Consider the following 26,308-nt stretch of genomic DNA (forward strand, 5'->3'; position numbering starts at 1 on the left):
CCATCATCGGTGAATTGTGAGGCTGTCGGGAGGGGGCGTCCATTCCATCACATCTTACCTCGCCGCTGTGTTGTCCGTGAAGCCGAACTACGACCTCGATCTGGCCTTGACTCTGGAGTTCCTCGGAGGCCCTTTGCAATCAGACGAGGTGGATGGCCTGCTACGCTATGCTGGACCCACCTCGGTAACCTTCGGTCCAGATGGAGAGGTCGTGGGTTTCGAGTTGGATGCATTCTCGGACAACTTTCTTCATGCTGACAGGAGTGCAGGGTCAGGATCAGCCCTCCGGGCAACCGTGACGACGGCAGGATTCCCGCCAATCGACCCCGATCTTACAGCCATATGGACACGATGGAGTCAGTTCTCGTCGAACGGCGAGGACGGCAGATCGTGCAGCCCTGATTGAACTTACATGTTTCCTTGCCGTTATTCGTCTCCCCTTGACTCCGCCGTAACGTCAGGCTTTATTCGACGCGATTGCAGCCCGCTGCGGCTTCGCGCCGCACCCATCCCCGGAGGAAGATGATGTCGCGACGTACTGGAATCGCGATCGCAACAGCCGTGGTGCTGCTGGGCGGCTACTACCTGCTGGCCGACCGCGAGGGCGCCGCGCCGACCTCGCCCGGGAGCGCGCCCGACGACGCCGGCCAAACGGCCGACCTGGGCCCCGCCGACGGCCGCGACCTGCCCGGCCAGGACACCGGCCGGGTGGCGGTCGGCGATGCCGCCCCCGATTTCTCGCTGCTCGCCTACTCGGGCGACGTGATCACCCTCTCGGACTTCCGCGGACAGCAGAACGTCATTCTCGCCTTCTACCGGGGCCACTGGTGACCGTGGTGCGCCGGTCAGCTCGGGGAGCTGAGTGAACTGCTGGACGTCGACCAGGAAGCGGACGCCGAGATCCTTGCCATTTCCGTGGATGAACGCCCGGAACAGCAGATGATGATCGACCGGGTGGCCGCCGAACAGGACCGCACCCTCGACTACCACATCCTCGCCGATCCGGACCACGCGGTGATCGACCGCTACGGCCTGTTCAACGCGGACAGCCGGCGCCCGGTCCCCCACCCCGCCGTCTACGTCATCGACATGGAGGGCGTCGTGCGCTGGAAGTTCATCGAGGTCGACTACCGCATCCGTCCCAGCAACGAGGACGTGATGGCGGCGCTGGCGAAGATCGGCTGAAGGGGATCACCGCGCTCGGGCAGGCTTGGGCAGAAGGCGTTTCGGGGCTCCGGGGGATCGGTTGGACGGCATCGCGGGATCCGCAGTGCAGGTGTCATAACACGACGAGTATGGCGGGGTATCTGTGTAGTTCAATTTTGTACGTCATATCTGGCGTCGTGGACAAGCAGGCTGCCATGGCCTATCTTCGATGTGTTGAAAGGAGGTCGTCGCCATGCCTGCGATCGTTGCTACAAGCCGCACGCCCGACGTCCTGCGTGAGTTGGGCGCGCGCCTGAAGACGCTCCGGCTCCAGCAGAATCTGCGCGTCCAGGACCTGGCTGCCGATTCGGGCGTTAGCCCGCGCACCATCGACCGCCTCGAAGCCGGGCACAGCGTCGGCACCGAGAACCTGATTCGCGTCATGCGCGGACTGGGTCGCCTCCAGTCCTTCGAGGCGTTCGTTCCGGTGCCCGAAGTGTCCCCGTACGAGATCGCGAGGCTGAGGGGCAAGGTGCGCCAGCGCGCGTCGAGGCGTGTTCGTGACTGACTATGCGGTTGCGCGGGTCCGATTATGGGGGCGGGATGTCGGCATTCTGGGAGAGTCCTCGACCGGCCGTGTCACCTTCGAGTACGACCCGGATTTTCGTCGATCAGGGCTCGACATTTCCCCCCTCCACCTGCCACTGAACCGACGCGGTCCCGTCTCGTTTCTGGAGCTTGCCCGCAAGCCCGCCTTCATCGGTCTTCCAGGCGTGTTCGCCGACGCTCTGCCGGACCGATTCGGCAACGCCATCATCCGTCGCTATTTCGCGGACCGTGGACGCTCGGGAGATGCCATGTCACCGCTCCAGCGACTCCTCTACATCGGAAGCCGGTCGATGGGAGCTCTTGAATTCCATCCTGCGCTAGATCCGGGAGAGAGCACGGAGGAAGCCCTCGAGCTGCGCGCCCTGGTCGATCAGGCGCGGCGCGTCATCGAAGGAGACGTGTCGGTAGCTGTTCCGGAGATCATGCAAATCGGGGGCAGCGCGGGCGGTGCCCGTCCGAAGGCGCTCGTTCTCTGGAATCGGTCGACCAACCGCATCCGCTCGGGATTCGCTCGTCCCGACCCCGGCGATGAGCCATGGCTCATCAAGTTCGATGGGGTTACGCGGGACTCGGCGGGACAGGGCATGCGCAGCGAAAGGCAACCCGGCCCCTGGGGCCGCATCGAATACGCATACTCGCGCATGGCGACGAAGGCGGGCATCCACATGGCCGAGACCCACCTTCTACGGGACGGCAACTTCGCTCACTTCATGACCCGCCGCTTCGACCGTGTGGCAGGAAGGGCAGGCGAGTCCAGGCTCCACTTCCACAGCCTCGGCGGGCTTCAGCACATCGACTTCAACGACCAGTACGTGTTCAGCTACGAGGGCTACCTCGATTCCATCCGTGCCCTCGGTCTGGGGCAGGAGTCGGTGAACGAGGCCTACCGGCGGATGGTCTTCAACGTGGCGACCGTGAACTTCGACGACCACGTGAAGAACTTCGGGTTCCTGATGGACCCCGGAGGCCGCTGGCGGCTGGCGCCCGTCTACGACGTTACTTACGCCGAGAACGAGGCGTGGACGCGGCAACATCAGATGTCCGTCAACGACAAGTTCCGCCGCATCACGCGGAGCGATCTGCTGCAGGTGGGAAGGAACTACGATCTGCCGGAAGACGGGAGCGCGGTCATCGACCAAGTCGTCGATTCATTGAGCCGCTGGCAGGATTTCGCGTCAGCGGCCGGGGTGCCCGACCGTATGGTGGAGCACCTGGGGTGCAGGTTTGAACGGTTCCGGTAAGCTCACCCGTCCTCTCCGAGCAGCTCCCGCATCTCCTCCTCCGTAAGGCCGATGCTGTCGAAGTCGATGTCCTCCCCGGGGTCGGCGGGACCGGGAGGAGGAGGGGGCGTGGAGCCGCGGGCGACTGACCCGGATGTGACGCCGGGTGCCGTGACGGCGCGCGTGGTTCGGGATGGCGTTGCTGCCGGTGCTGGCCTGGGCGCCGTGGCCTCGGGCGCGGCCTGAGTTCCTGTCGCCGCCTCGTCGGCCTTCCTCGACTGCCTGCGCTTCTTCAGCGGGCGCTGTGAGATCGGCCTGCCCAACCACGAACCCAGCACCTCGGCCAGTTCCGTCGTGTCTCGGCTACGGAAGAAGTAGCTTCGTCCGTTGACGGGACGCAGGTGGATGCCAGGGCCGATCAGCCCGAACGCTAGCGGAGGGCTCCGCAGGATCCCGCGGCTCAGCCAGGCGCCGAAGCCGCGCTCCAGCACAATCTCCTCGATGTCATCGGCCTTGAGGATGCGCGAGCGCCACGCGCGCGACTTGATGCGGATGTGGTCCTCGAAGATGAGCAGCTTGCGCGGGGGCCACGCTGCCAGGATTGCGGAGCCGGCGAGCAGGATGACGAAGACGCCGCCGATCCCGGCATGTTGGATCACGTAGTCATCGACGGGCAGGAGCCAGCGGTCCAACCCCAAGCCGATCCCTGCCGCGGCGATGCGTCCCAGAGCGAGCGTGACCGCGATCAACCCGAGCGCGTACGCGGTTCGCAGCACCACCGGCAGCCGGAAATGAGCGACGTAGCGGATGTCCTTCATCCGGACAGGCCTGGTCAGCGCCCACGCGACCAACTTCAGCGTGATCCAGACCAGAACGGCCACCGCCAGCACGGCCATCCCCTGGCTGACCGGCTGCGGTCGCGACACCGACAGGACCTGGCGAGACGCGTCGAAGGCGCGCGCGGAAAAAGACGCGACCTGGCTCTGGCTCAGATTCTGGTAGAAAGAGAGGACGTCGGGAAAGTCGGTGAAGGTGGCCGGGTCGTAGAAGACCTGGCGGGTCCAGGCGTTCAGGGCGTCCGCGGTCTGATTTGCGCCGCGCAGCCGTTCGATCACGGCGGCACGATCCGCTTCGAACTCGGCCGTGGCGAGCGAGCCCGAACGCAGGTATTCGATCTCCTCTTCGATGATCGCGCTGGCGAAGTCGAAGTCGTCTTCGTCGATGCGGCTGCTCACCTGCAGATACGCCGCCGGCCCGCGCATCACCAGGTTGGCGCTCGCGCCGTACACGGCCTTGCGCTCGCCGTAGCGCAGGCGCTGGTTGAGCCGGCGGTTGAGCAGGTCGCGGACGAACATCGCCGTCAGCAGCTCGTCGGAGCTGGCGTAGAAGAGCTTGTGGCGCGACTGGTAGCCGGCCGTCGACTGGAATCCCCACCGGTACATGGACCGCACGCGCCCCGGGTCCTCGGCTGTGGTCGCCCACCGCTCCGCCGGCCGCGCGGGGATCGACCCGAAGGTGCGCCGGGCGCGTTCGAGCGCGTCGTCCCGGTCGAGGTCGCCGACGATCGTGACGGTCATGACCGCGGGCGAGTAGTACTGGTCGTAGAAGCCGCGCAGATCCTCCGGGGTGATGCCCTGCAGGCTCCGCCACATGTCCGGAAAGGGGGCGCGCAGCCGTTCGACGCCGAACTCGCGCTCCCAGAAGTCGGGGAACGCGAGCCACCCCGGGTTGAACGCGGCCACGAGGTGATCGAAGAGCTCGCGCGGGCGGGCGCGGATCTCGTTCTCGACCGGCTGCCGCCCGCGGTCCACCACGGCCGGGTCCATCTCGTGCGGGGAGAGGATGCCGGCCAGCCACTCGATGGCGAACAGCCCGTGCTCCTGGCCGATGGTCACGTAGTACCAGGTGCGGTCGCGGTAGGTGAAGCCGTTGCGCCGCCCGCCGATCCCTTCCACCGCGTCCTTGATCTCCTGCTCGGTGCGGCCGTCGTGGTCGGAGAAGAGCATGTGCTCGGTGAAGTGGGCGAGCTGCTCCTTGCCCGGCGGATCCGCGTCGGAACCCACCGGCACCCCCACGCTCACTGAGACGTTGGGCGCGCCGGGAAGCTGCTTGAACCAGACCTTGACGCCGTTGGAGAGGAAGTGGGTCTCGAAGCCGGCAAAAGGGTTGGAGGGTGCGGCCTGTTGGGCCTCGACCCCCGCGCCAGGCAGCACGGCCAACGCCAGGAGGACGACAGGCGGACCGGACCGCGACAGGCCGGCGAGAAGCCGGGCCGGCCGTAGCCGCACCGGCATCAGCCCGCGAGCGTGCGCTCGAGGTAGGCCTTGAGCCGGTCCCATGCATCCTGCGCGGGAGCTGTGCGCAGGTCGGGATCATCGTCCACGCGCAGCCAGAAGCCATGGTTGACCGCGTCGTAGATGTGGACGTCGTTCTCGATACCCTGGGCGCGCAGCGCGTCCACGAACTGGTTCACCTGGTCGGGCGGGGGGCCGGTGTCCATCTCCGCGAAGGTGCCGTACACCTCGTGGTCGATCGCCGCCAGCACCTCCGGATCGGTGACCAGCCGCCCGTAGAAGATCGCGGTGGCGTCGTGATGCTCGCCCCCCAGCGCGTAGCTGAGCGCGATGCCGCCGCCGAAACACCACCCCATGGTGCCGACAGCTCCGGTTACGTCGCCGCGCGCGCGCAGGAAGTTCACGGCCTCGTTCAGGTTGGCGATGACGGCGTTCGGATCGGCGTTCGCCTCCGCGATCAGCGCCATGTTCTCGTCGGGATTGGAGCCGGTCCGGCCCTGGAAGAGATCCGCGGCGAGCGCCACGTACCCTTCGTCGGCCATGGCGTCGGCGACCTGCCGCACCCGGTCCACCAGCCCGTTCCATTCGTGGATCAGCACCAGCGCGGGAAAGGGGCCCTCCCCTTCGGGCACGGCAAGGTACCCGCGTGTGGCCTCGTCTCCCGCGACGTAGTGCACGCCCTCTCCGCGCGGCGCGGGCGCGGTGCCGAGGATCGCGGCCGGGAGGCCGGCATCATCCGCGGAGCCCATCTCGATGCGGACCTCCATCCCGCCGGAACCATCGGAGCCCGCGCCGCCGTCCGACGCGGGCGCGCAGGCAAGGAGTGAGAAGAGGAGGCTGAAGCCGAGGACGCGTGACGGATGGAGCGTGACGGAGTTCATCTTCCCTCCCTGGGGATATGACTGCGGGGCGGCCGGCAGGAATCGAAACCACGGTAAGGCGCAGCCGTCGACGACGTTATCGAGGCTCGGCGCGCTCTCCCCTGTACTCCACGTGAAGCCGCGGCGTTCGTTCGTTCACGCGAATCCACATGCGAACTTCGTCATACGGCGGGTCCGGGTTTCCGAATCCCATGCGCCATTCTTCCCGATGATAGTTGTAGACGAAGTACTCGCAGTCGGACTCGTAGACGGGCCGGTGCGCGTTCCTGCGCGAGGGCAGCTCGCCCTGCCGCTCGAGGCCGGGATAGGTGCGCTGGATATCGCGGCTCAGGAGATCCCAGATGGTCTGGCAGCTCTCGAGCGGCATCACCATCACGTAGGCGCCTTCGACCAGCTCGCCGGTATCGGGATGGAAGTAGTAGCCGGCGAGGGCCTGGCGACCCAGGAGCCGGGCTTCCGTCGAGTAGATGCGAAGCCCTTCGCGTTCGCCCACCTGCTCGTTGCCGGCAAGCTCGGGGATGTCCTCGACCCGGCTGCCCCAGGGGTTTCCCCGGAAGCCATCGACGATGGGTTCCTGAGCGGCGGCGGGAAGCGCGACCGCGGTCAGGACCACGACGAGAACGATGCGACGCATGGTGTAGGGCATGTTCACAAAGCTAGCGCGTTAACCGCGGTCCCGTCGAATCACTCGGCGTAGTCCTGGCCCTCCGCGTCCAGAACTTCCTTCATTCCTTCGAGATAGCCGGCTTCGCCCCAGGACTCGATGGATAGTTCGGCGTTGTGTTTCGCGGCCGCGATCGGGATCGGGCGCAGCTTCCGGCCCGCCTGCAACACGAGCAGTTCGTTCATGCAGGCGCGCTCCAGCTGATAGAGCCAGAGCATCGTCTTTTCGATGGTGTCCCCGACGACGAGCACGCCATGGTTCGCGAGAAAGAGCACCCGCTTGTCGCCGAGGGCTTCGGCCATGCGCCCGCCCTCGTCGGATTCGGTGACCAGCCCCTCGTATCCGAAGTAGGCGCAGTTCCCGTGGAATACGCCCGCGTTCTGGCTTCCGCGCTCATCGAACCTCCACCCGTCGATGGAGGCAAGCGCGGTGCTGTACGGCCCATGCACGTGCAGCGCGCACACGATATCGGGCCGCGCGCGCTGGATGGGAGCGTGGATCGCCCACGCGCTCACGTTGAGCCGCCCTTCCCTGCCGAACGGCGTGCCCTCCGGGCCCACCTCGACGAGGCTGCTCGCCGTCACGCGCGAAAAATGCGTCTGCCCGGGCGTGATGAACAGGTGTCCGGGTCTGCCCGGGACCTTGCAGCTGAAGTGGTTCCAGGTGCCCTCGTGCATGTTCTCGTGCACCACGATGCGGTGCACGGCGGCAAAGTCGACGCGCGTTCGGCGGATCGCGATCTCGTCGATGCCGGCCTGTGCCGCCGAGCCCATCTCAGTCGCCGACGATGCCGGCGCGACAGAGTCCGTGCCGACAATCAAAAGACCAGCGTCTCCAGCGCGACGAGGATTCCCAGCGCCAGGCTCACGATGCCACCCAGCTTGATCGTCATGCGGTGTTCGAGCGCGCGCATGTCGGATCGCAGGGACTCCTCCATCCGCTGCATGTCCCCCCGGAGCGACTTCTCCATCTGCTCCATATCCCCCCGGAGCGCCGCTTCCGTCTGCTCCAGGTCCCCGCGAACCCCGGTGATCTCCGCCCGCAGCGACGCCTCGGTCTGCTCCAGGTCCCCGCGCAAAGACGCCAGGTCCCCGCGCAGCGACGCTTCCAACTGCCGCATTTCACGACGTAGCGCCTCTTCGGTTTCCTTCACATGGCGCTTGGTGGCCAGGCTCTCGTCCACACACTGCGCGAAGGTGTCCACGAGCACGCGAGCCTGATCCTCGCTGAAGCCCGCTTCCTGCCGCAGTCTGGTGGCTGCGCTGAGCGTGTCGAAAGCGATCATGGTCTCCCTAATGTTGTCGCTTGCTGCCGCAATTGCCAGAACGCGGCCCCAAGGCGAGATCGGCGAGCAATGGGCGATTCGCAATCTGGCAGTCCATTCCCGGCGTACAAATGGCTGAATGGGACCATTCCGCCGACCGGTCTTGCCGGTACGCTTCCGCGCGCGCATGGTCATGACATGCCCGTCACGCAGCCGTTGTTCCGCCCTGGAGGCTTGTCATGAGAACATCATCGCTCACCACGTTCGCGCTCGCCTTCGCCGTATCTCTCGCGGCAGCTCCCGCACCGGCCGCCGCGCAGGGAGAGAACATGGTCGACATGATGGAGTTCGAGCGCCCCATCGCGGCTCTCGACAACATCTGGATCGAAGAATTGACCATGCTCGAGGTCCGGGACGCGCTGCGCGAGGGCACCAATACCGCTCTCATTCTGACCGGCGGCATCGAGGAGAACGGGCCCTACCTCACCACCGGCAAGCACAACCACGTGCTGCGGGTCATGGGTGACGCGATCGCGCGCCGACTCGGCAACACCCTGGTCGCGCCCATCGTCACCATCGAGCCGGGCAACCCCGAGACCGCCAGTTCGCCCGGCGGAATCCGCTTCTCGCAGGAGACCTACCAGGCGGTGCTGCGCGACATGGCGGTCAGCCTCAAGGCCCAGGGGTTCACGCGCATCTTCATGCTGGGCGACAGCGGGGGGAACCAGCGTGGCCTGGCCGCGGTGGCCACGGAGCTCTCGCAAAGATGGGCGGACGAAAATGTCGTGATCGCCCACATCCGCGAGTACTACAACTACGGCGACGTGCTGACCTATCAGCGCGAGGAACTCGGGATCGACGAGGATCCCCGGCTTGAAGGCCTCCACGACGACTACTACATCACGTCGATCATCATGAACGACGATCCGCAGCATGTGCGGCTCCAGCAACGCATCGCGGCCGACAAGGCGTCGATCAACGGCATCAGCATCCTGCCAGCCGAGCGGACGATCGAGCACGGCAGGAGGCTGATCGAGTTCCGCACCGATGCGACCGTGGAGGCGATTCACAGGGTGCTGATGGCGGCTCGCGGTGGGTGAAGTCTGCCATTATGGCAGAGTTTTCGGTGTTGGCCGCCTCAGAAGCCTTCATCTTCTGACATTTTGGCAGACTTTTCGCGATTCTCGGTGCTTCCAATCCGGTGGAGCCAGGACCATGACCGTATCCCGTAAGACCGCATCCATGGGCGTTTTCCGCATGATCGCGCCCGCCGCCGCAGTTGGCTTCGCGCTGGTCGCACTCCTCGCGCTCCCGACAGTCCCGCTCTCCGCCCAGGAGGTCCCGGAAGAACATCTGAGCGGCCTCCGCTTCCGCCACATCGGCCCGGTGGGCAACCGGCTCGCGTCGGTGGTGGGAGTGCCCGGCAACCGGAGTATCTACTTCGCGGGAGCGGCCAGCGGCGGCATCTGGCGAACCGAGGACGCAGGGCTCAACTGGGAACCGGTGTTCGACGACCAGCCCGTGCACTCCATCGGCGCGCTCGCGGTGGCGCCCAGCGACCACGCCATCGTGTGGGCGGGGACGGGCGAGTCGTCCATCCGGTCGAACGTCTCCATCGGCAACGGCATGTGGAAGTCCACCGACGGCGGCGACTCGTGGGCGCACGTGGGGCTGGAAGGGACGGGGCGGGTCGGCCGCATCCTCATCCATCCCGCCGATCCGGACATCGTCTACGTCGCCGCGCTGGGGCACGCGTACCAGCCGTCCGAGGATCGGGGCGTGTACCGCACCCTCGACGGGGGCGAGAGCTGGGAGCGGGTGCTGTTCGTCGACCCGGGGGCGGGCGCATACGAAATGGTGATGGACCCGAACAACCCGCGGAAGATCGTGGCCAGCATGTGGGACCTGGACCTCAAGACCTGGAAGCGGGACAGCGGGGGCCCCGCGAGCGGCATCCACGTGACCATGGACGGGGGCGACACCTGGCGCGAGATCGAGGGCAACGGCCTCCCCACGCGCCGCATCGGCAAGATCGGGCTCTGCATGTCGGCGTCCGATTCCGACCGCATCTACGCCCTTATCGAGACGGGAGACGGGGTGCCCATCGACGGCGAGGATACCGACTCGGGCGAACTCTGGAGCACGAGCGACGGGGGTGACAGCTGGCGCCTTGCCTCATACAGCCATGACCTCGCCACGCGCCAGGCCTATTACACGCGCTGCGGCGTGGCGCCCGACGACCGCGACGAGGTCTACTTCCTGTCGTCCAGCTACAGCGTGAGCCGGAACGGCGGCGAGACCCACGAGACCACCAACTTCCTCTTCGCCGGGGACGCGCCCGGATGGGACCATCACGACATCTGGAGCGACCCACTGAACGCCGACCGGATCGCAGTCGCCCACGACGGCGGATTCTCGGTCAGCGAGAACCGGGGACGCTCCTGGTTCCGGGTGCAGTTGCCGATCGCGCAGATGTACCACGTGACCGCCGACAACGCGATCCCGTACAACGTGCTCGGCAACCGCCAGGACGGTCCTTCATTCCGGGGCCCCTCCAACTCGCGCATGGGCGGGCTCTTCTCGAACGGGCGCATCCCGCGCGGCGAGTGGCGCGGCGTGGGCGGTGGCGAGAGCGGATTCGCGACCCCCGATCCGCGCGATCCCAACATCGTGTGGTCGAGTGCGTCCGGTGCCGGAGCCGCGGGCGGGATCGTGGTGCGCCACGATGTCGCCAGGGGACAGTTCCGCGACGTCGAGGTATGGCCCATGTCCACATTGGGATGGCCGGCGGAGGACATGCGCTTCCGCTTCCAGTGGACCTTCCCGCTGCTGCTCTCGCCGCATGATCCCAACACCCTCTACGTCACCAGCCAGCACGTCCATCGCACCCGCAACAACGGGCAGAGCTGGGAGGTGATCAGCCCGGACCTCTCCACCAACAACAAGTCCCGGCAGACCATCTCCGGAGGACTGACCCCGGACAACATCGGCGTGGAGTTCTGCTGCGTGATCTACGCCTTCGACGAATCGCCGGTGGAGGCGGGCGTCCTGTGGGCGGGCACCAACGACGGGCTCATGCAGGTGAGCCGCGACAACGGAGCCAGCTGGACCAACGTGACCGAAAACATCCCCGATCTGCCCCCCGACGGCGTTGTGCGCAGCATCGACGCCTCGCGCTGGGACGCGGGACGCGCCTACATCACCATCGAGCACCACCAGGTGGGCGACTTCGAGGCGCGCGCCTACCGCACCGACGACTTCGGTGAGAGCTGGACGCGGATCACCGACGGGGTCGATAACTATCCCGTCGACTATACGCGGTATCTGCTGGAGGACGCGGTGCGCCCGGGGCTGCTCTACCTGGGAACCGAGAGCTCGCTCTACATCAGCTACGACGACGGCGACAGCTGGCAGCGCTTCATGCCGGGCCTGCCGCCGACGCCGTACTACGGCATCTTCCAGCAGGAGCACTTCAACGACCTGGTGATCGGGACGTACGGGCGCGGCTACTGGATCCTGGACGACCTGGGGCCGGTGCAGCAACTGACCGACGAGGTGTCCGCGTCGTCCGCGCACCTCTTCGAGCCGCGCAACGCCTACCGCTTCCGCCCCGTGACCGAGCCCGCGACCATGCTGGACGACTGGTCCGACGGCGAGAACCCTGAGGGCGAGGCCCCGCTGACCTACTGGCTGGGCGAGGGCGCCGGCACGGTGCAGCTCCGCATCGACGATAGCGCGGGAGAGGAAGTCACGACCCTGGACGGCACCAGCAGCGCGGGCTTCAACCGCGTGTGGTGGGACCTGACCGGCGACGGGCCCACCGAGATCCGCCTGCGCACGAAGCCGCTGTATTCGGACTGGTTCCCGATGCCGGACGAGGGCTATCGCGTGGGCGGTGGGGGCTTCGGTGGGGGCGGCGGGCCGCTCCAGCCGCCGGGCACCTACATGGTGACTCTGCTCGTCGACGATGAAGAGATGGGCAGCCAGACGCTGACCGTGTTGAAGGATCCCAACTCGGAAGGGTCGCTCGCCGACATCGCGGCGCAGACCGAGCTGGTGCGGGAGATCATGGCCGACCGCAACCGCGCAGCGGACATGGTGAACCGCATCGAGCTATTGCGCCGCCAGATCTACGACCTGCGGCCGGTTCTGGAGGAGGAAGAGGGCGCGGAGGATCTGATCGAGGCCGGGGAAGCGCTGGACGCCGCCCTCATAGAGGTGGAGCACGAGCTGATCCAGCTGATCGACACCGGGAGCGACGGGGTGCGCTGGCCATCGAAGATCGTGGGGAGGCTGCGTTACCTGCAGGGAGCGGTCGCGACGGCGGACTTCCGGCCGACGGACCAGCACGCGGAGGTGTCGCAGGTGCTGAGGGTGCAGCTGGGGGAGGTGGAGGAGGCGCTTCAGGAGGTGTTGGCAGAGGACCTGGAGAACTTCAACAGGATGCTGCAGCAGAGGATCGGGAGGGTGATTACGTGAGTTGATGCCGTTGGCCTGCCGGCTTAACCGCGGAACCGGTTCTGGTTGTGCCACTCCAGGTAGTCCCGACCTGGCCGATGCTTGGCGCGGGTAGGAACCCACAACCCCTTCCCATGCAGCTTGTAGTAGTTCTCGCCGTCATCGAAGTCGGTGTGGATGTGTTTGCTGACTTCGAAGTGGTGGTCCGGCGTGACGGTCACGTAACCTGCGTCGAAGAGCCTGTGCACATCGGACCGAAGCAGCATTCCGTTCTGGATGTAGTTCTCCGGGACCTCGCTGAAAGGCTGGATGTGGGCCGCGTCGAGAGCCGGAAGCGCCTTCTCGCGCGTTAGTGCGCACTGGCGCTCGTATACGTCGGTGACGACGCTTCGGAAGATCCCCTGTCCCACTCGATGCCTCACCGGCACGGGATCGGCATAGCCTCCCGGGAGATCCAGCCAGCCTTCGGGCTTCGGTTCCGCCACGATGGTTCCGTGGAGGCGATCGGTCACCTGCCTCCATAGCTCGCGCCCGATGCCGGTCCGCAAGTCGTATCCCTTCCCCCGCTGAATGCTTGGAGCCCAATCGGTGGGCTGGCGAAACCAGTCCTTCTCATCCCAGAAGAAAGGTTCAGCCAGGAGGATGCACCCGATCACGTAGTTCGATGACCGCGGACGATCCCTGCGGAGATGAGCGGTGCGGTGCCGAACCGCGTCAAGGCTCGGAGCACCGTTCTTCTCCCCGAACGCCTGCCATGCCAAGCCGATCGGGAGTTCGGTGTAGTGCTCGAAGAACCCGCCGCCGGCGATCACGTTGTGCGGGCTCTTCAGCTTGAACAGCAACGGTTGGCCTCGAGTGAGCACGCGGAAGTGACCACCCCAAGGCTTCGGAGTCCAGAAGTTGACTTCGTCTACCTGCTCGCGACGAGAAAGCCCTCTGAGGTGATCGAACCAATTCTTGTCCGTGACAGCTGCGTATGCGTTCAAGGCTGAGTCGTCGGTCGCCGTGGCGGAAGCCTCAAGAGCCGGGGATGGCGTAGTTGTAGCAATCTACGCGTCTCAGGCTCATCCCGCCCCGCCGTTTGTCCGGCCCATCCCCACCCCCGTAACTTGCTCGTATGCCCGTTGGAATCCTGCCGGCCTCGATGCACGCGGCCGGCGAGGTGGATGCGCATGGCTGAACCGATATCCGCAACGCCCCTCTTCCGCCGCATCCTGCGCGAGCCGACATCCCACTTCGTGCTGCTGGCGGCAGTGCTGTTCGGCGCGAACGCGGCGCTCGAGTCGTGGCGCGGCAACGTCATCACGATCGATCGCGTGCAGATCGAGGTCCGGATCGCGGAACTGGAAGCGCTGCGCGGCGCTCCGCTTAGCCCGGAGGAGCGGCAGCTCGTCGAGGATGCGTACATCGACGAGCAGGTTCTCGTGCGCGAGGCTCTCGACATGGGGCTCGAAGCCGATCGCCGGATCGACGACATCCTGGTGCAGAAGATGCTTCACGTCCTGAGCGGGGACGTCATCCAGCCCACGGAAGACGAGCTCAGGGATTTCTACGAGGCGAACCGGACGAGCTACACGCCCGAGCCGACACTCACCATCGAGGAGGTCGTCATTGCCGCGGGCTTGGGGGCGGCTGGAGACCTGGTGGGTCGGCTGCAGGCCGGCGTTTCCGCCCAGGAGCTCGCCGACAATACCGACGTGCGAGCGTCCGTGTTGCGCCAAGTGACCGGCGGCGACCTGAGGAGGCTGTTCGGGCCTGTGACGGCCGAACTCATCCTCAGTGCGAACACCGAAGGCTGGATCGGGCCTCACGAGACGGTTCGCGGCCAGCACTGGTTCCGGATCGTCGAGCGCGCCACTCCAGAGCTTCCGCCCCTCGAAAGCGTGCGCGAGAGAGTACGTCTCGACTGGGTCGCCGATCAGGAAGCCGCGCGGCTCGACCAGGCGGTCGGGGGGCTGCGCGAGCGCTACAACATCGTCATCGACGAGCCGGAGGGACGATGACGAAAGCCGTTGGCCTCGCGGCGGTCCTTGCGCTCATCGTCGCGTCCTCGACGCCGGCGCCCGGCTATGAGGCGGACTTCACGCGGACGACCGCGCCGCGCCCTGCCGCGGCCACCGCCCCTGCCCCCCTCCCCACCCACGACGTGGACGTGACCTCGGTCGCCCGCGTCTACCTGGACCAGATCGGCGATGCCCGGTACGTATTCTCCATCGTCGATACCCAGGTGTCGCCCATCATCGACCTGCGCGGGGTGCTGCCGGAGCGCTGCACGCCGATTGGCTCGGAGGACGCGGGCGTGCTCGTGAGCGCGGGCTTCGCGTTCGAATGCGCCTCCGAACTGACGTTCGACGACAGCCTGGAGCTGCCCTGGTCGCTGGCCGGCGTGGTCGCGCTCGTGCGCTGGAGCGACGGCTCCCAGGCGTCGGCCTACTTCCGCGGCGATGGCCGCTCGGTCCCCATCCGGCTGGCGGATCTGCGCGCGGGAGGCGGGACGACCGGCCGACTCGCGGGCACGTACTTCATTCTCGGGGGGGAGCACATCCTCTTCGGGATCGATCACCTGCTTTTCGTGCTGGGACTGCTCCTGCTCGTTGGGGGATTCTGGTCGCTGGTCAAGACCATCACCTCCTTCACCTTGGCGCACAGCATCACGCTGGGGCTGGCGGTGCTCGGCTACGTGCCCGTGGATCGCGCACCGGTCGAAGCCGCGATCGCCCTCTCCATCGTGCTGCTGGCCCGCGAGATCGTGGTCGGGCGCCAGGGCCAAGAGAGCCTCGTGCACCGGTATCCGTGGCTGGTGGCCTTCGTTTTCGGGCTGCTGCACGGGCTGGGATTCGCCGGCGCTCTCGGCGAGATCGGGCTCAGGTCCAGCGACGTTCCGGTCGCCCTTCTCTTCTTCAACCTGGGCGTCGAGGCGGGACAGCTCGCGTTCGTCGTGGCGCTGATCGCGCTGGCGAAGATCGCTGGACGGGCAAAACGCTTCGCTGTGCAACGGGTCGAGCCCGCCCTCGGATATGCCCTGGGCGCCTTCGCCACCTTCTGGTTCCTGGATCGCCTTCCGGCGCTATGGGGTGCGTAACGATATCGGAGGAAACCATGCGTCGCTTGCTGACTGGCCTCTTCGTGCTCTCGCTGTTCGCGCCCGTCTCGCGCCTACAGGCGCAGGAGTCCTCATTCGACGTGCTCATCACCGGGGCTCAGGTCCTGGACGGCACGGGAAACCCGTGGATCTACGCCGATGTCGGCATCCGGGACGGGATGATCGCGGCCGTGGGCGACCTGGCCGACGCGCCGGCCGAGCGGGTCATCGACGCCCGCGGCAAGGTGGTGGCGCCCGGCTTCATCGACCTTCATTCGCACGGCGCTGGAGGTCTGGCGGCGCCGGACGAGCGCCGCCGCGCCGCCGCCAACCTGGTCACCCAGGGCGTGACTACCGTCGTCATCAACCAGGACGGCCGCAGCCCGGTGGACATCGGTGCGCAGAGGTCGCTGCTGCAGGACCTGCGCATCGGTCCCAACGCGATCCTCATGGTGGGCCACAACTCGATTCGCGCGGAGGCCATGGGCGACGACTACCAGCGTCTCGCGACGCCCGCGGAAGTGCAGCGCATGCGGGACCTCGCGCGCGCAGGGATGGAAGCGGGGGCCTTCGGGATGTCGGCGGGCCTCGAATACGTCCCCGGCCGCTGGAGCAATACCGACGAGGTCGTCGCGGTCGTGGAGGAGATCGTGCCGTACGGCGGCGTCTTCATCGAGCATGAGCGCAGCAGCGGCACCTCGCCGATGTGGTGGAGGCCGAGTCAGGACGAGCCCGGGCCTCCCACCATGCTCAACTCCATCCAGGAGACGATCGAAATCGGCGAGCGCACCGGGGCCACGGTGGTGGCGACCCACATCAAGGCCCGGGGCGCCAACTACTGGGGCTCGAGCGGCGCCATCATCGCGGCCATCCGCCGGGCCCGGGACCGGGGCGTCGCCATCTTCGCAGACCAGTACCCTTACGCGACCAGCGGGAGCGACGGCAACGTTAGCCTGATTCCGGAATGGGCCGTGGGCGCCGACGATGAGCCGCCGGGCGGTGGTCCGGGCGCGACGCCCGATTACACGGAAGCCTTGCGCGCGACCCTGGCCGATCCCGAGCGCGCCCGCATGCTCAGGCAGGACATCGCCTACGAGACGGAGTTCCGGGGCGGCGCGGAGAACATCGTGGTCTTCGACTACCCGGATCGCACGCTGATCGGCAAGAGCGTCGCCGAGATCGCGGACGAGCGCGGGATCTCAACCGTCGAGACCGCAATCCAGCTCCAGCTCGAGGGAATGCGTGACCGGCGCGGCGGCGGGCGTCTGCGCAGCTTCTCGTTCTCCGAGGAGGACATCGAGAACTTCTCCGCGCAGCCCTGGGTGGCAACTGCCTCCGACGGCGGCATCTCACTGCCCGAGGACGGACCGGCCATCCACGCCCGCTACTACGGCACCTTCCCGCGCAAGATCAGGCAATACGCCCTCGACCGCGGCGTCCTGTCCGTCGAGAACGCCATCCGCTCCATGACCACGCTGCCCGCCCAGATCCTGGGGTTCCGTAACCGGGGCCAGGTGCGGGAAGGCTTCGTGGCCGACGTGGTCGTCCTCGACCTCGAGCAGGTCCGCGACATGGCCACCTTCACCAATCCGCACCAGTACGCGACCGGAATCGACTACGTGCTCGTCAATGGCAGCTTCGTCGTGGACGAGGGCGCGCCCACAGGGATGCTCCCCGGAATCGTGATCACGCCCACCGAGGGAAGAAGGCCGCCCGCGACGGACTGAGGCGCTACCGCCGACCCGAACTATCCGTCCTCAACGCCCCCGGCCCGCGGATCACGCCCTCATCTCCAACCACCTCGATTTCCGTGCCGAACGGGTCCGAGAGCGCGGCCAGGAGCGTCAGGATCCGTTGCGCGTCCTCGCCCGAGGCCGCCACCGGCCGGCCACGCTGCGGGCGCGGCAGTCCGTACCCCAGGACCGTCGGCACCAGTCGGATTTCGTAGAGCTCTCCGTCGCGAAAGTCCGAAACCGCCACGACTCCGTCCCACCAGTAGTCCGCCGCGGGACGCCCGCCTCCTGACGCCACTTCCCTGCCATCGTAGAAATCGGACGGCAGCCCCCTGAACTCGTCCACGTCATAGCGGGCATAGTTGTCCCAGGGCTGGAACGGCGGGGTCTCGTTCTGGAACAGGAAGTCGTCCAGGGAATAGAAGATCGGCTTTTCCTGATAGATCTCGATGCCGCGCAGCACGTGCGGACCGTGCGCGTAGAAGGCATCGGCCCCGGCATCGATGGTGGCCCGGGCGAACGTCACCAGCGCGTCCGCGGGCACATAGCTGCCCTCGTTGCATTCGTCCTGATAGAGGCCCAGGCAGCCCGGCTGGTCTCCGGCCCGGCTCGGAATGTAGTTGTTGCCACCCCCCTGGTGGGTGTGGCTGGTCACCACCACCCAGTTGGCCTGCCGGCGCGCATCGCGGACCGTCGCCAGCAGCTCCTCCAGATCGCCCTCGTGCGGGGTCGTGATGGTGCGGTAGCCATCGCCGGGTTCGAAGTTGCCCTCGATGCCCCCTACCTGGGCGCGCGCTTCGTCCAGGCTCTCGTAGACGTCGCGTGGCACCGTGTACGTGGTCTCGAAGCGCATCGGCGCGAGGCCGGGCCGCCCGCGCATGTCCGGACGCTGGTGGCCGGCTCTCATGTGCTCGGAGAAGCTCGACGACACGGCGATGAGCGCCACCCGGCCATCCATCGTTTCCAGGTAGGCAGGGGCCCTGGCGAGCGCGAGATTCTCGCCCGAGCCGGCGACCTTGATTCCGGCCGCGGCAAGCGCACGCTGAGTCGAGCGCATCCCGCCCGCGCCCCAGTCCATGGTGTGGTTGTTGGCGAGCCCCAGCATGTCCAGGCCGATCCAGGCCAGATCCTTCGCCAGGTCCGGATGCCCCGCCATGTACGTGCCCCCGCTCTGGGCTGAAGGAATGATGTCGGGACCGTACTCGTGCAGCAGCATCTCCATGTTGCCGAGGCCCACGGTACTCCCGCCGATCACGTCCCTCAGCTTCAGAAACTCGGGCTCGTCGTAGGGCATCAGCGCCCGCGTGATGATCAGGTCCCCCACCATCGCCATGGTGATCTCCCCTTCCCCATCGCGATGCTGGGCCTCGGCGGGTAAGGCCGTCAGCAGGGGCGAAAGGAAGAGCGAGACGCCGAGAGCCCGGCGGGCAAGAATTCCGGTTCGGGTTGCAGTCGATCCGCGCATGTTTACCTCCTGCCGCAGGGAAGATCTGACTTGCAACAGTGAGATTACGCCGCGACGGGATAGGGGGGCAAGCGGGTTGGCGGCGGGCTTACGATGGCAGCGTTAGCCACGGGTTCGGGCTGGCATGGCCGCCACGCGGAGGCTAGGCTTTCCCGATGGCCTCGCAGATTCTGAAGTGCGCGAGTTTGCCGGCACTGCTGGTGCTGCTTGCCGGCTGTTTCAGCTACGCTCCCCTGGCTTCCGTCCCGCCGCCGGGAACCGACGTCCGGGTTCGTTTGACCGTCGCGGGCGCCCTCCGTCTCGACGACCTCGATATGACGGCCGAGCGGGAGTACGAAGGGGAGCTCGTCTCCGTGAGCGAGCGTGAGATCATTCTATCCGTCGCTCGGGTAACCAACGCTGCCGGCATCGGCGGGGGCCGCGTCCTTCAGGACCACATGGCGTTCCTGCGGGATGAGATTGAACGCGTCGAGGCGCGGCGGGTGTCCGTCTGGCGCACCAGCCTCCTTACCACCGCCCTGGCTACCGCGCTCGGCATGCTGATCCACCAAGCCATTGGTTCGGGAGGAGAGGAAAACGCCCCGTCTCCCACCAACCCCGGAACAATCGGCGCTGTGAGCCCTCCGGCGTTGGGACCCTTGCCGGACGCGATTCCACGACGCGGTGTTGTGACACCCGTCTGATCTGCGACAGGTACGCGGTTCACGCGGCCGCGCTCGCAACATTCCACGCGCAGAATCGCGGTTGACGGGGGCGGATTCCGACCGCGACGGCACTTCCGGAAAGGCCCGGATCTGGTCAACGATTCCGGAAAGGTCTTCATCCTTGCCGATGAAGATGGTAGCTTGTAGGATTTAACCTGATCGTCCGGGAGACCCGCTGTAACAGCTCAGGCTTTTTTGGCGCCTTCCACCACGGCACCCGCCGTTCCCCATCCCTCGGACGGAGGTTGGATGATGTCTTTCACTCGTTGTACTCGTCCGTTTTCTTCTTCAGCGGCAGGCTCCGTCCTGCTCTTCTTGGCGCTGGCTGGTCCGGTCCAGGCGCAAGAGGGCAGGATCACCGGACGCGTCACTGCAGCCGGCACGTCACTACCTCTCCCTGGCGTCCAGGTACACCTCCCGGGCACAGGACGGGGAACGCTGACGAACGCCAGCGGAACCTTCGTCATCATCAACGTTCCCGTCGGTGAAGTGACGGTCCGCGCCGAGAGGATCGGATACCATACCGGGGAACAGACCGTCACCGTCGTACTTGACGAGACCGCCATTCTCGACTTCGAGCTGACCGTGTCAGCGATCGGACTGGATGAGATCGTTGTGACCGGTACGGCCGGTCAGAGTCTGCGACGGTCCCAACCGGCGCAGGTGTCGGTCGTCGATGCCGCGGAAGCGATCGAGCTGGCTCCGATCAACAGCGTCTCCGAGGTTCTCCAGTCGCGGATCCCGGGAGTGTCCGTAACGCACGGATCGGGTGTCTCCGGCTCGTCACAGAAGATTCGAATACGGGGCTCCTCCTCGATATCCCTCTCCAACGAGCCGCTCATTTTCATCGACGGGATTCGTGCCAACGGCACGATCGAATCGGTGAACCGGCCGGGGGAAGGCTCCGGCAGCGGCACCGGAACGGGAGGACAGGCAACCAGCAGGCTGAATGACCTCAACCCCGAGGACATCCAGAGCATCGAGGTGGTGAAGGGACCGGCAGCCGCAACGCTCTACGGGGCGGACGCTTCCGCGGGCGTGATTCAGATCATCACGAAGCGCGGGTCGGCCGGCGGTTTCCGGCAGACGCTCACGGCGGAATACGACGCCATCTCCCATGACAACTTCACACCGCCTTCCAATTGGGGCGTGTGCGCTCAGACTCACATCGACCGTGGCGCCACGCTCTGCCAGGGAGTGCCCGTCGGCACCGTGGTCTCGGACAATCCGCTTGAGCGGTACGGCGCTTTCAGCACCGGCAACCACAAGTCCCTGAGCTGGTCCGGAAGAGGGGGAACGGACACGGGAGACTTCACATACTATCTCTCCCTCTTCGCCTCGGGCGAGGACGGCACCCTCCCTGCCAGCGACTGGGACAAGCGGTCGGGCCGCGTCAATGTCACGTGGACCCCGCACCCGGTCCTGACGCTGAACGCCGGCTATACACTGCTGACCACGTACAGCCGGCAGCCCGACAACAACCATAGCCTTTACGGGATGGTGACCAACGCGCTCCTGGGTTCCCCCCTGACGGTGGGCACGGAACCGAACGACGGTTGGCTTGGTCCCCGCCAGGTCGACGCCATCGCGGCCATCAAGAACGAGGTCGATGTCGTCCGGCACATGCCCACGCTCGAGCTCGGCTTCCAGCCTTTCGACTGGCTTTCGAATCGGCTGATCGTGGGCGGCGACTACACGGCGAACGAGAAGGTTCGCCACATCCCCAGGACCGATCAGAATCTGTATCGATCCACCCACAATCCCGGGCTGGTGCGTGAGACGCGCAGAAGCCTCCAGTATGTCACCCTGGACTACATCACGAACGCGACGTTCCGCTTCGGCGGAGCCAGCCAGTGGTCGACCAACGGAGCAGTCGGGGTCCAGGTGGTCGACATCCGGGACGACTTCCTGTGGGGTGACGGCCTGGGCCTCGCCACCAACTCCGCCAGCGTGGTTTCCGCCGCTGCCGAGAGCGCCGGGGGACAGCGCTTCCTGCGGGAGAGGTCGCTCGGGTACATCGGGCAGGGGGAGGTCGGTTACCAGGATCGGCTGTTCTTCCAGGTCGGCATGCGCGTCGACCGGAACTCTTCCTTCGGCGAGGAAGTGGGTGCCGTCTACCTGCCGAAGGCCGGAGCTTCGTGGGTTGTTTCGGAGGAACCGTTCTTCGGAGGCGGCCTGGGCTTCATAAACACACTCCGCCTGCGCGCGGCGTATGGAGCAACGGGACGTGCGCCGCCACCGGGAGCTACGCTGGAGACACTGGATCCGGTTCCGTACGCCACCAGGGCCGGAAATGTCGAAGTGGGGCTCGGTCTGCTGAACCCGGGCAAGCTCGAGCTGAGACCCGAGCGGGGAACGGAATTCGAAGCCGGTGTGGATGCAAGCTTTCTGGACGACCGACTGGGGATCGAACTCACCTATTTCAACAAGGTGACGAAGGATCTCCTCCTTCGCAGGGAACTCCCGCCCTCGGTCGGATTCAGGGAAGACCCCTTCGACAACGTCGGCGAGGTGCACAACCGCGGTCTCGAAGCCCTCGTGAATGCCCAGGTGATCACCACACCCGACTTCTCCTGGGACGTGACCCTGTCCGCCAGTACCCTCACCAATGAGCTCGTCGATCTGGGAGATCTTCCCGCCTTCGGGCAGTTCGAGCGCTTCGTCGAAGGGCGTCCCCTCTCGTCGTTCTTCTCGCCGAAGATTCGCCGAATCGATGTGGCAGGCAACCAGGTCATCGTTTCGGACACGCTGGAGTTCATCGGCGGGAAGTTCCCGGGGCACGAGGGCAGCATCGCCTCTACCATGACGATCTTCGGCGATCTTCGTGTAGCCGCGCAGCTGGATTGGAAGGGCGACTACTACATGAACAACAACCAGCGGCGGTACCGCGAAATCCAGCTTGCCCGGGCTCGGGCAGCGTTCGACCCGAACTATCTCCCGCCTGAGGAGCAGCTCCGCCGCTTCGGCCCGTTCGTGAACGAGTCGGGACAGGAAGTGAACAAGGCGGAGGTCCGCGAGGCCTGGTACGAGAAGGCGGACTTCCTCCGGTTCCGGGAACTCGCGCTGGTGTATGCCCTCCCTGCGCAACTTGCAGGCCAACTCGGGGCCGATCGTGCGACGATCACCCTTTCGGCACGCAACCTTGCCCTGTGGACCGACTACAGCGGGCACTCTCCCGAAGCCATCTCCGGCCCTGCCAGAGACCTCGGAGAGGGATTCCAGGTCTATGACTTCTTCAACGTGCCCCCGGCACGCCGCTACGGCATAAGGGTGAATCTCGGATTCTGAGGGGGAACCATGAGAACCATGATAGAGAATGGAACGCGAGGCCTGGCCACGATCGCACTTGTGGTCGTCGGCCTGGGACTTTCCGGGTGTGATGACTTTCTGACGGTCCCCAACCCCAACGCGGTAATTGCCGGGGAAATAGACCCGGTGAGTGACGCTCGTGCGCTGGCGTTGTCCACCCAGCAGAACTTCAAGCAGGCATGGGGAGACTTCATCGTGGAGGGTGGATGGTTCACCGGAGAGATCCTCAGCGCCGACATCAACGCGCCGGGCAATCTCTGGGCCACGCGTGTCGTAGATCAGACGCTCTCCAGTGAGTTCCCGGAACTCGCCCAGGCGATAGCTCTCGGAGCCCGAGTTTCCGAGCAGCTCGAGGGAACGGAGGTAGCCGGCAGCATCCACGCGGCGAGAGCCGCGTTGTTCACGGGCTGGTCCTTCCTGGCCATGGCGGAATTCTATTGCCAGGGAGCAGTGGGCGGCGGGCCTGCTCTCAGCACGGCGCAGATGCTCGAGTCGGCCGCCGATCGCTTTTCTCACGCCATCGACATCAGCAGGGGACTTGGGCCCGGGGAGGCCCAGGACTTCGTCAATGCCGGTCTCGTCGGACGAGCTCGGGCCAACCTTCAGCTCGGGCGCGCGGGCGAGGCCAGCGCGGACGCCGGTCAGGTAGCGCAAGGGTTCGTGTATAACCTCACCTTCGTGGACGACATCGCCAATCGCACGCGCCTGTCGAACCGGGTGTGGGATCGCACCTTCGGACAGTCGGTCGTCTCGGTGCACCCCGACTTTCGCGACCTGGACGATCCTCGCGTAACCGTGATTCCGCCGGAAGTAAACAGGCATGTTCCCATGGATGGGCAGACCGAGATCTTCAGCCCGGGGAAATACACGAGCTACAACGATCCCATCCGGCTCGCGTCCAGGCTCGAAGCCGACTACATCGCGGCGCATGCGCAGGGGAATGCAGCCCAGTTGAGCCTGGTGCAGGCGCGGCGCGAAGCCAACGGCCAGCCGCCGTACGACGGTCCAATGGACGATCAGAGCGTCTTCATCGAGTTCATGGACCAGTACTCACTGGACTTCTATCTCGAAGGGAAGCGGATGCTCTATTTCCGCACCGACCCCTTTGTCCTGCGAGGAGTCCAGTCTCCCGGGACGCCGTATCACAAGGTCGGATATGAGCCGTACTCCGCCACGACGTGCTGGCCGTTGCCGTTCAAGGAGCTCGCGAACAATCCGAACTTCCAGGGAGGGTAGGTTCCCGCGCTGAGCCCATCAAGAAACGTGAACGGGAAAACACCCCCTTCCGAGGAGCGCACCATGCGTACGGCGCAAGCAGGCATCGCCACAACCATTCTCCTTTGTGTGCTCATCCCGGCACCCGCGGGAGCGCAGACACGAGGCGTCGAGCCAGCGGACTACTACCGGATGACTTTCCCGGGTGATGTCGCAGTCTCCCCTGCGGGTGACCTCGTGGCCTTCGTGGCCACGACGATCCTGGAGGAGGAAAACCGGCGGCACCGGGAAATCTGGATACAGCGTCTGGAGGAGGGACAACCGGTCGGAGGTCCCCGCCGGTTCAGCGACCCCACCCGGGAATCCTCTTCGCCAAGCTGGTCTCCGGACGGCACTGTAATCAGCTTCCAGTCCGAGCGCGGTGACGAGCGCAGCTCGACCTGGTTCGTGCCCGTGACCGCCCCTGGCGGCGAGGCTTATCGAATCGATGGAGTCAATGGCCCGCCGACCTGGTCACCCGACGGACAGTGGATCGCGTACACATGGACGGAGGACCAGGAGGACGAGAACGGGCGCGCAGGGTGGATCGCTCCGAACGCGATCACCACCACTCTTGATCGTGAACGGTTCGACGGGCGGGTGATCACCCACTTTCACTACAAGAGCGACGGCATCCTGCCGTTGCAGGCCGACCCCCCTTCCACTCCGAAGCAGCAACTCTACGTCGTGCCCTCGGAAGGAGGGGCGCCCAGGAAGCTCACCGATTTCCCCGTCGACGTGGGCCAGGTGACCTGGTCGTCGGACAGCGAGACCATCTTCTTTTCGGCCGATCCCGGTCAGTTCGAACCTGAAGTCGAGGTGATCCGGGACATCTATACGGTCTCGCGCGCGGGGGGCGAGCCCCGGGCGATCACGTCCAATCCAGGGTCCGAATCGAATCCGGCGGTCTCCCCCGACGGAGGATCTCTCGCTTACGTATCGACGGCCGTGTACGGAGGGGAAGAAGAGCTCATGGTGGTGGCGGTGGACCCGGACGGAACGTTCCGCGGCGAGCCCCGCAATCTGACCCCGGACTGGCGGCTGACGCCCGGCGCTCCGGCCTGGACATCCGACGGCCGGGCGATCCGGTTCGAAGCCTCCATCGGGGGGAACAGTCATCTGTTCGAGGTGGCTGCCTCGGGAGGCGAGGTCCGACAAGTGACCATGGGGGACCGCCGCGTAGCCTCGGTGTCAACGTCCAAGGACGGGCGGGTCATGGCCTACACCTCCACGGACGCCGCCACGCCGGCCGAGGTCTACGTTGCCCGGACCGACGGAACCGGTGAGCATCGGATCAGCTCGTTCAATGACTCCTGGCTCGCCGGGGTTACGCGCATGCCGGCGGAGCGCCTCACGTGGACCGTCGCCGACGGGACCGAGATCGAGGGGTGGGTGGTGAAGCCGGCGGGATACGAGCCTGGCCAACGGTATCCGATGGTCCTCAAGATCCACGGGGGACCGCACGGCGCCTACGGCAACACCTTCTTCCAGACATTCCACGTCCTGTCGGCTTCCGGCTTCTTCGTCCTCTATCCGAACCCCCGGGGCTCGGCGGGCTACGGACACGATTTCGAGTATGCCACGCGCGGCAACTGGCATGTGATGGATGAGGAGGACTTTCTCACGGGCGTGGACGCGGCCCTGGCGAAGTATCCGGATATCGATCCGGACCGGCTCGGCGTGTCCGGTGGAAGCTATGGCGGCGTGAGCACGAACTGGCTCACCGCCCGCTCGGACCGCTTCGCGGCTGCGGTGACCAGCAGATCCATCTCGAACTGGTACAGCTGGTGGGGCACGTCCGACATCCCCAACATGACCGAGTTCGAGTTCTACGGGCCTCCCTGGGAGCAGCGCGAGCTGTACGATCGGCTCTCACCCCTTTCGTATGTGGAAAACGTCACCGCACCCACGCTGATCATCCACTCCGAGCAGGACTGGCGCACTCCCATGGCGGACGCGGAGCAGTGGTTCATGTCGCTCAAGAAGCTCGGCGTACCCGTGGAGTTCGTGCGCTACCCGAGGTCGTCACACGGCCTGTCACGGACTGGCGAGCCCTGGCTCCTCGTCGATCGCCTGGAGCGTCTGAGGTCCTGGTTCGTCCACTGGCTGATAGACAACCCTGCCGGGGCGGCGGACGAACGACCGGATTGAGAGCCTGGTCGGCGTCATGATGTGCCTGCTCCGGCCGACCCCTGACTTGCCAGGGTCGATGCCATATCGCTCTC

General features: G+C 66.0%; 19 protein-coding genes. 12 read left to right on the forward strand and 7 right to left on the reverse strand.

Annotated features, from left to right (window positions below):
• Nucleotides 1–525: 525 nt before the first annotated feature.
• From OXU32_12480 to OXU32_12490, 3 genes are all read left to right on the forward strand, one after another.
• Complete coding sequence (locus OXU32_12480) at nt 526–1,185, forward strand: peroxiredoxin family protein (GenBank protein MDE0074764.1); 660 nt, start codon at nt 526–528, stop codon at nt 1,183–1,185.
• 214 nt (nt 1,186–1,399) lie between these two features.
• Nucleotides 1,400–1,714, forward strand: coding sequence for a helix-turn-helix transcriptional regulator (locus OXU32_12485; protein ID MDE0074765.1), 315 nt, complete (start codon nt 1,400–1,402; stop codon nt 1,712–1,714).
• Complete coding sequence (locus tag OXU32_12490) at nt 1,707–2,996, forward strand: type II toxin-antitoxin system HipA family toxin (GenBank protein ID MDE0074766.1); 1,290 nt, start codon at nt 1,707–1,709, stop codon at nt 2,994–2,996. The genes OXU32_12485 and OXU32_12490 overlap by 8 nt, the downstream gene beginning before the upstream one ends.
• 2 nt (nt 2,997–2,998) lie before the next feature.
• On the opposite strand, the gene OXU32_12495 is transcribed toward OXU32_12490, so the two are convergent.
• From OXU32_12495 to OXU32_12515, 5 genes are all read right to left on the reverse strand, one after another.
• A complete protein-coding gene (locus OXU32_12495; GenBank protein ID MDE0074767.1) occupies nt 2,999–5,263 on the reverse strand; it encodes a pitrilysin family protein in 2,265 nt (754 codons plus the stop codon).
• A gap of 5 nt (nt 5,264–5,268) precedes the next feature.
• Nucleotides 5,269–6,150, reverse strand: coding sequence for a dienelactone hydrolase family protein (locus OXU32_12500; GenBank protein MDE0074768.1), 882 nt, complete (start codon nt 6,148–6,150; stop codon nt 5,269–5,271).
• Between the two features lie 76 nt (nt 6,151–6,226).
• Nucleotides 6,227–6,802: a hypothetical protein gene (locus OXU32_12505; protein ID MDE0074769.1), complete on the reverse strand. Its 576-nt coding sequence runs from the start codon at nt 6,800–6,802 to the stop codon at nt 6,227–6,229.
• 32 nt (nt 6,803–6,834) lie between these two features.
• A complete protein-coding gene (locus tag OXU32_12510; protein ID MDE0074770.1) occupies nt 6,835–7,587 on the reverse strand; it encodes a class II aldolase/adducin family protein in 753 nt (250 codons plus the stop codon).
• A 44-nt stretch (nt 7,588–7,631) separates the two neighbouring features.
• Nucleotides 7,632–8,099, reverse strand: coding sequence for a DUF1640 domain-containing protein (locus OXU32_12515; GenBank protein ID MDE0074771.1), 468 nt, complete (start codon nt 8,097–8,099; stop codon nt 7,632–7,634).
• 218 nt (nt 8,100–8,317) lie between these two features.
• Here OXU32_12515 and OXU32_12520 point away from each other — a divergent pair, with 218 nt between their 5' ends.
• The gene (locus OXU32_12520; protein MDE0074772.1) at nt 8,318–9,178 is read left to right on the forward strand and encodes a creatininase family protein; all 861 of its coding nucleotides are present in this window, start codon (nt 8,318–8,320) and stop codon (nt 9,176–9,178) included.
• 115 nt (nt 9,179–9,293) lie between these two features.
• Complete coding sequence (locus OXU32_12525) at nt 9,294–12,557, forward strand: sialidase (GenBank protein MDE0074773.1); 3,264 nt, start codon at nt 9,294–9,296, stop codon at nt 12,555–12,557.
• 23 nt (nt 12,558–12,580) lie between these two features.
• Here OXU32_12525 and OXU32_12530 read toward each other — a convergent pair whose 3' ends face one another.
• Entirely contained in the window at nt 12,581–13,378 is a 798-nt protein-coding gene (locus OXU32_12530; protein MDE0074774.1) for an HNH endonuclease, read from the reverse strand.
• Between the two features lie 330 nt (nt 13,379–13,708).
• On the opposite strand from OXU32_12530, the gene OXU32_12535 reads away from it, so the two are divergent.
• The 3 genes from OXU32_12535 to OXU32_12545 are packed head-to-tail and all read left to right on the forward strand — an operon-like array spanning nt 13,709 to nt 17,345.
• Entirely contained in the window at nt 13,709–14,539 is an 831-nt protein-coding gene (locus OXU32_12535) for a peptidylprolyl isomerase (protein MDE0074775.1), read from the forward strand.
• Nucleotides 14,536–15,618, forward strand: a complete 1,083-nt coding sequence (locus tag OXU32_12540; protein MDE0074776.1) for a HupE/UreJ family protein — start codon at nt 14,536–14,538, stop codon at nt 15,616–15,618. Before OXU32_12535 ends, OXU32_12540 begins: the two co-directional genes overlap by 4 nt.
• Before the next feature lie 17 nt (nt 15,619–15,635).
• The gene (locus tag OXU32_12545; GenBank protein ID MDE0074777.1) at nt 15,636–17,345 is read left to right on the forward strand and encodes an amidohydrolase family protein; all 1,710 of its coding nucleotides are present in this window, start codon (nt 15,636–15,638) and stop codon (nt 17,343–17,345) included.
• Nucleotides 17,346–17,349: 4 nt separating this feature from the next.
• On the opposite strand, the gene OXU32_12550 is transcribed toward OXU32_12545, so the two are convergent.
• Nucleotides 17,350–18,816, reverse strand: a complete 1,467-nt coding sequence (locus OXU32_12550) for a CapA family protein (GenBank protein ID MDE0074778.1) — start codon at nt 18,814–18,816, stop codon at nt 17,350–17,352.
• Nucleotides 18,817–18,971: 155 nt separating this feature from the next.
• Here OXU32_12550 and OXU32_12555 point away from each other — a divergent pair, with 155 nt between their 5' ends.
• The 4 genes from OXU32_12555 to OXU32_12570 all read left to right on the forward strand — a co-directional run bounded on the left by OXU32_12555 (nt 18,972) and on the right by OXU32_12570 (nt 26,234).
• Complete coding sequence (locus tag OXU32_12555) at nt 18,972–19,499, forward strand: hypothetical protein (GenBank protein ID MDE0074779.1); 528 nt, start codon at nt 18,972–18,974, stop codon at nt 19,497–19,499.
• 270 nt (nt 19,500–19,769) lie between these two features.
• On the forward strand, nt 19,770–22,808 hold the full coding sequence (locus OXU32_12560; GenBank protein ID MDE0074780.1) for a SusC/RagA family TonB-linked outer membrane protein: 3,039 nt from the start codon (nt 19,770–19,772) through the stop codon (nt 22,806–22,808).
• A 9-nt stretch (nt 22,809–22,817) separates the two neighbouring features.
• The gene (locus OXU32_12565; protein MDE0074781.1) at nt 22,818–24,065 is read left to right on the forward strand and encodes a hypothetical protein; all 1,248 of its coding nucleotides are present in this window, start codon (nt 22,818–22,820) and stop codon (nt 24,063–24,065) included.
• Between the two features lie 63 nt (nt 24,066–24,128).
• The gene (locus tag OXU32_12570) at nt 24,129–26,234 is read left to right on the forward strand and encodes a S9 family peptidase (protein MDE0074782.1); all 2,106 of its coding nucleotides are present in this window, start codon (nt 24,129–24,131) and stop codon (nt 26,232–26,234) included.
• Nucleotides 26,235–26,308: the final 74 nt, after the last annotated feature.

It is taken from the genome of Gammaproteobacteria bacterium (assembly GCA_028819075.1).
GTDB lineage: Bacteria > Gemmatimonadota > Gemmatimonadetes > Longimicrobiales > Gaopeijiaceae > BD2-11.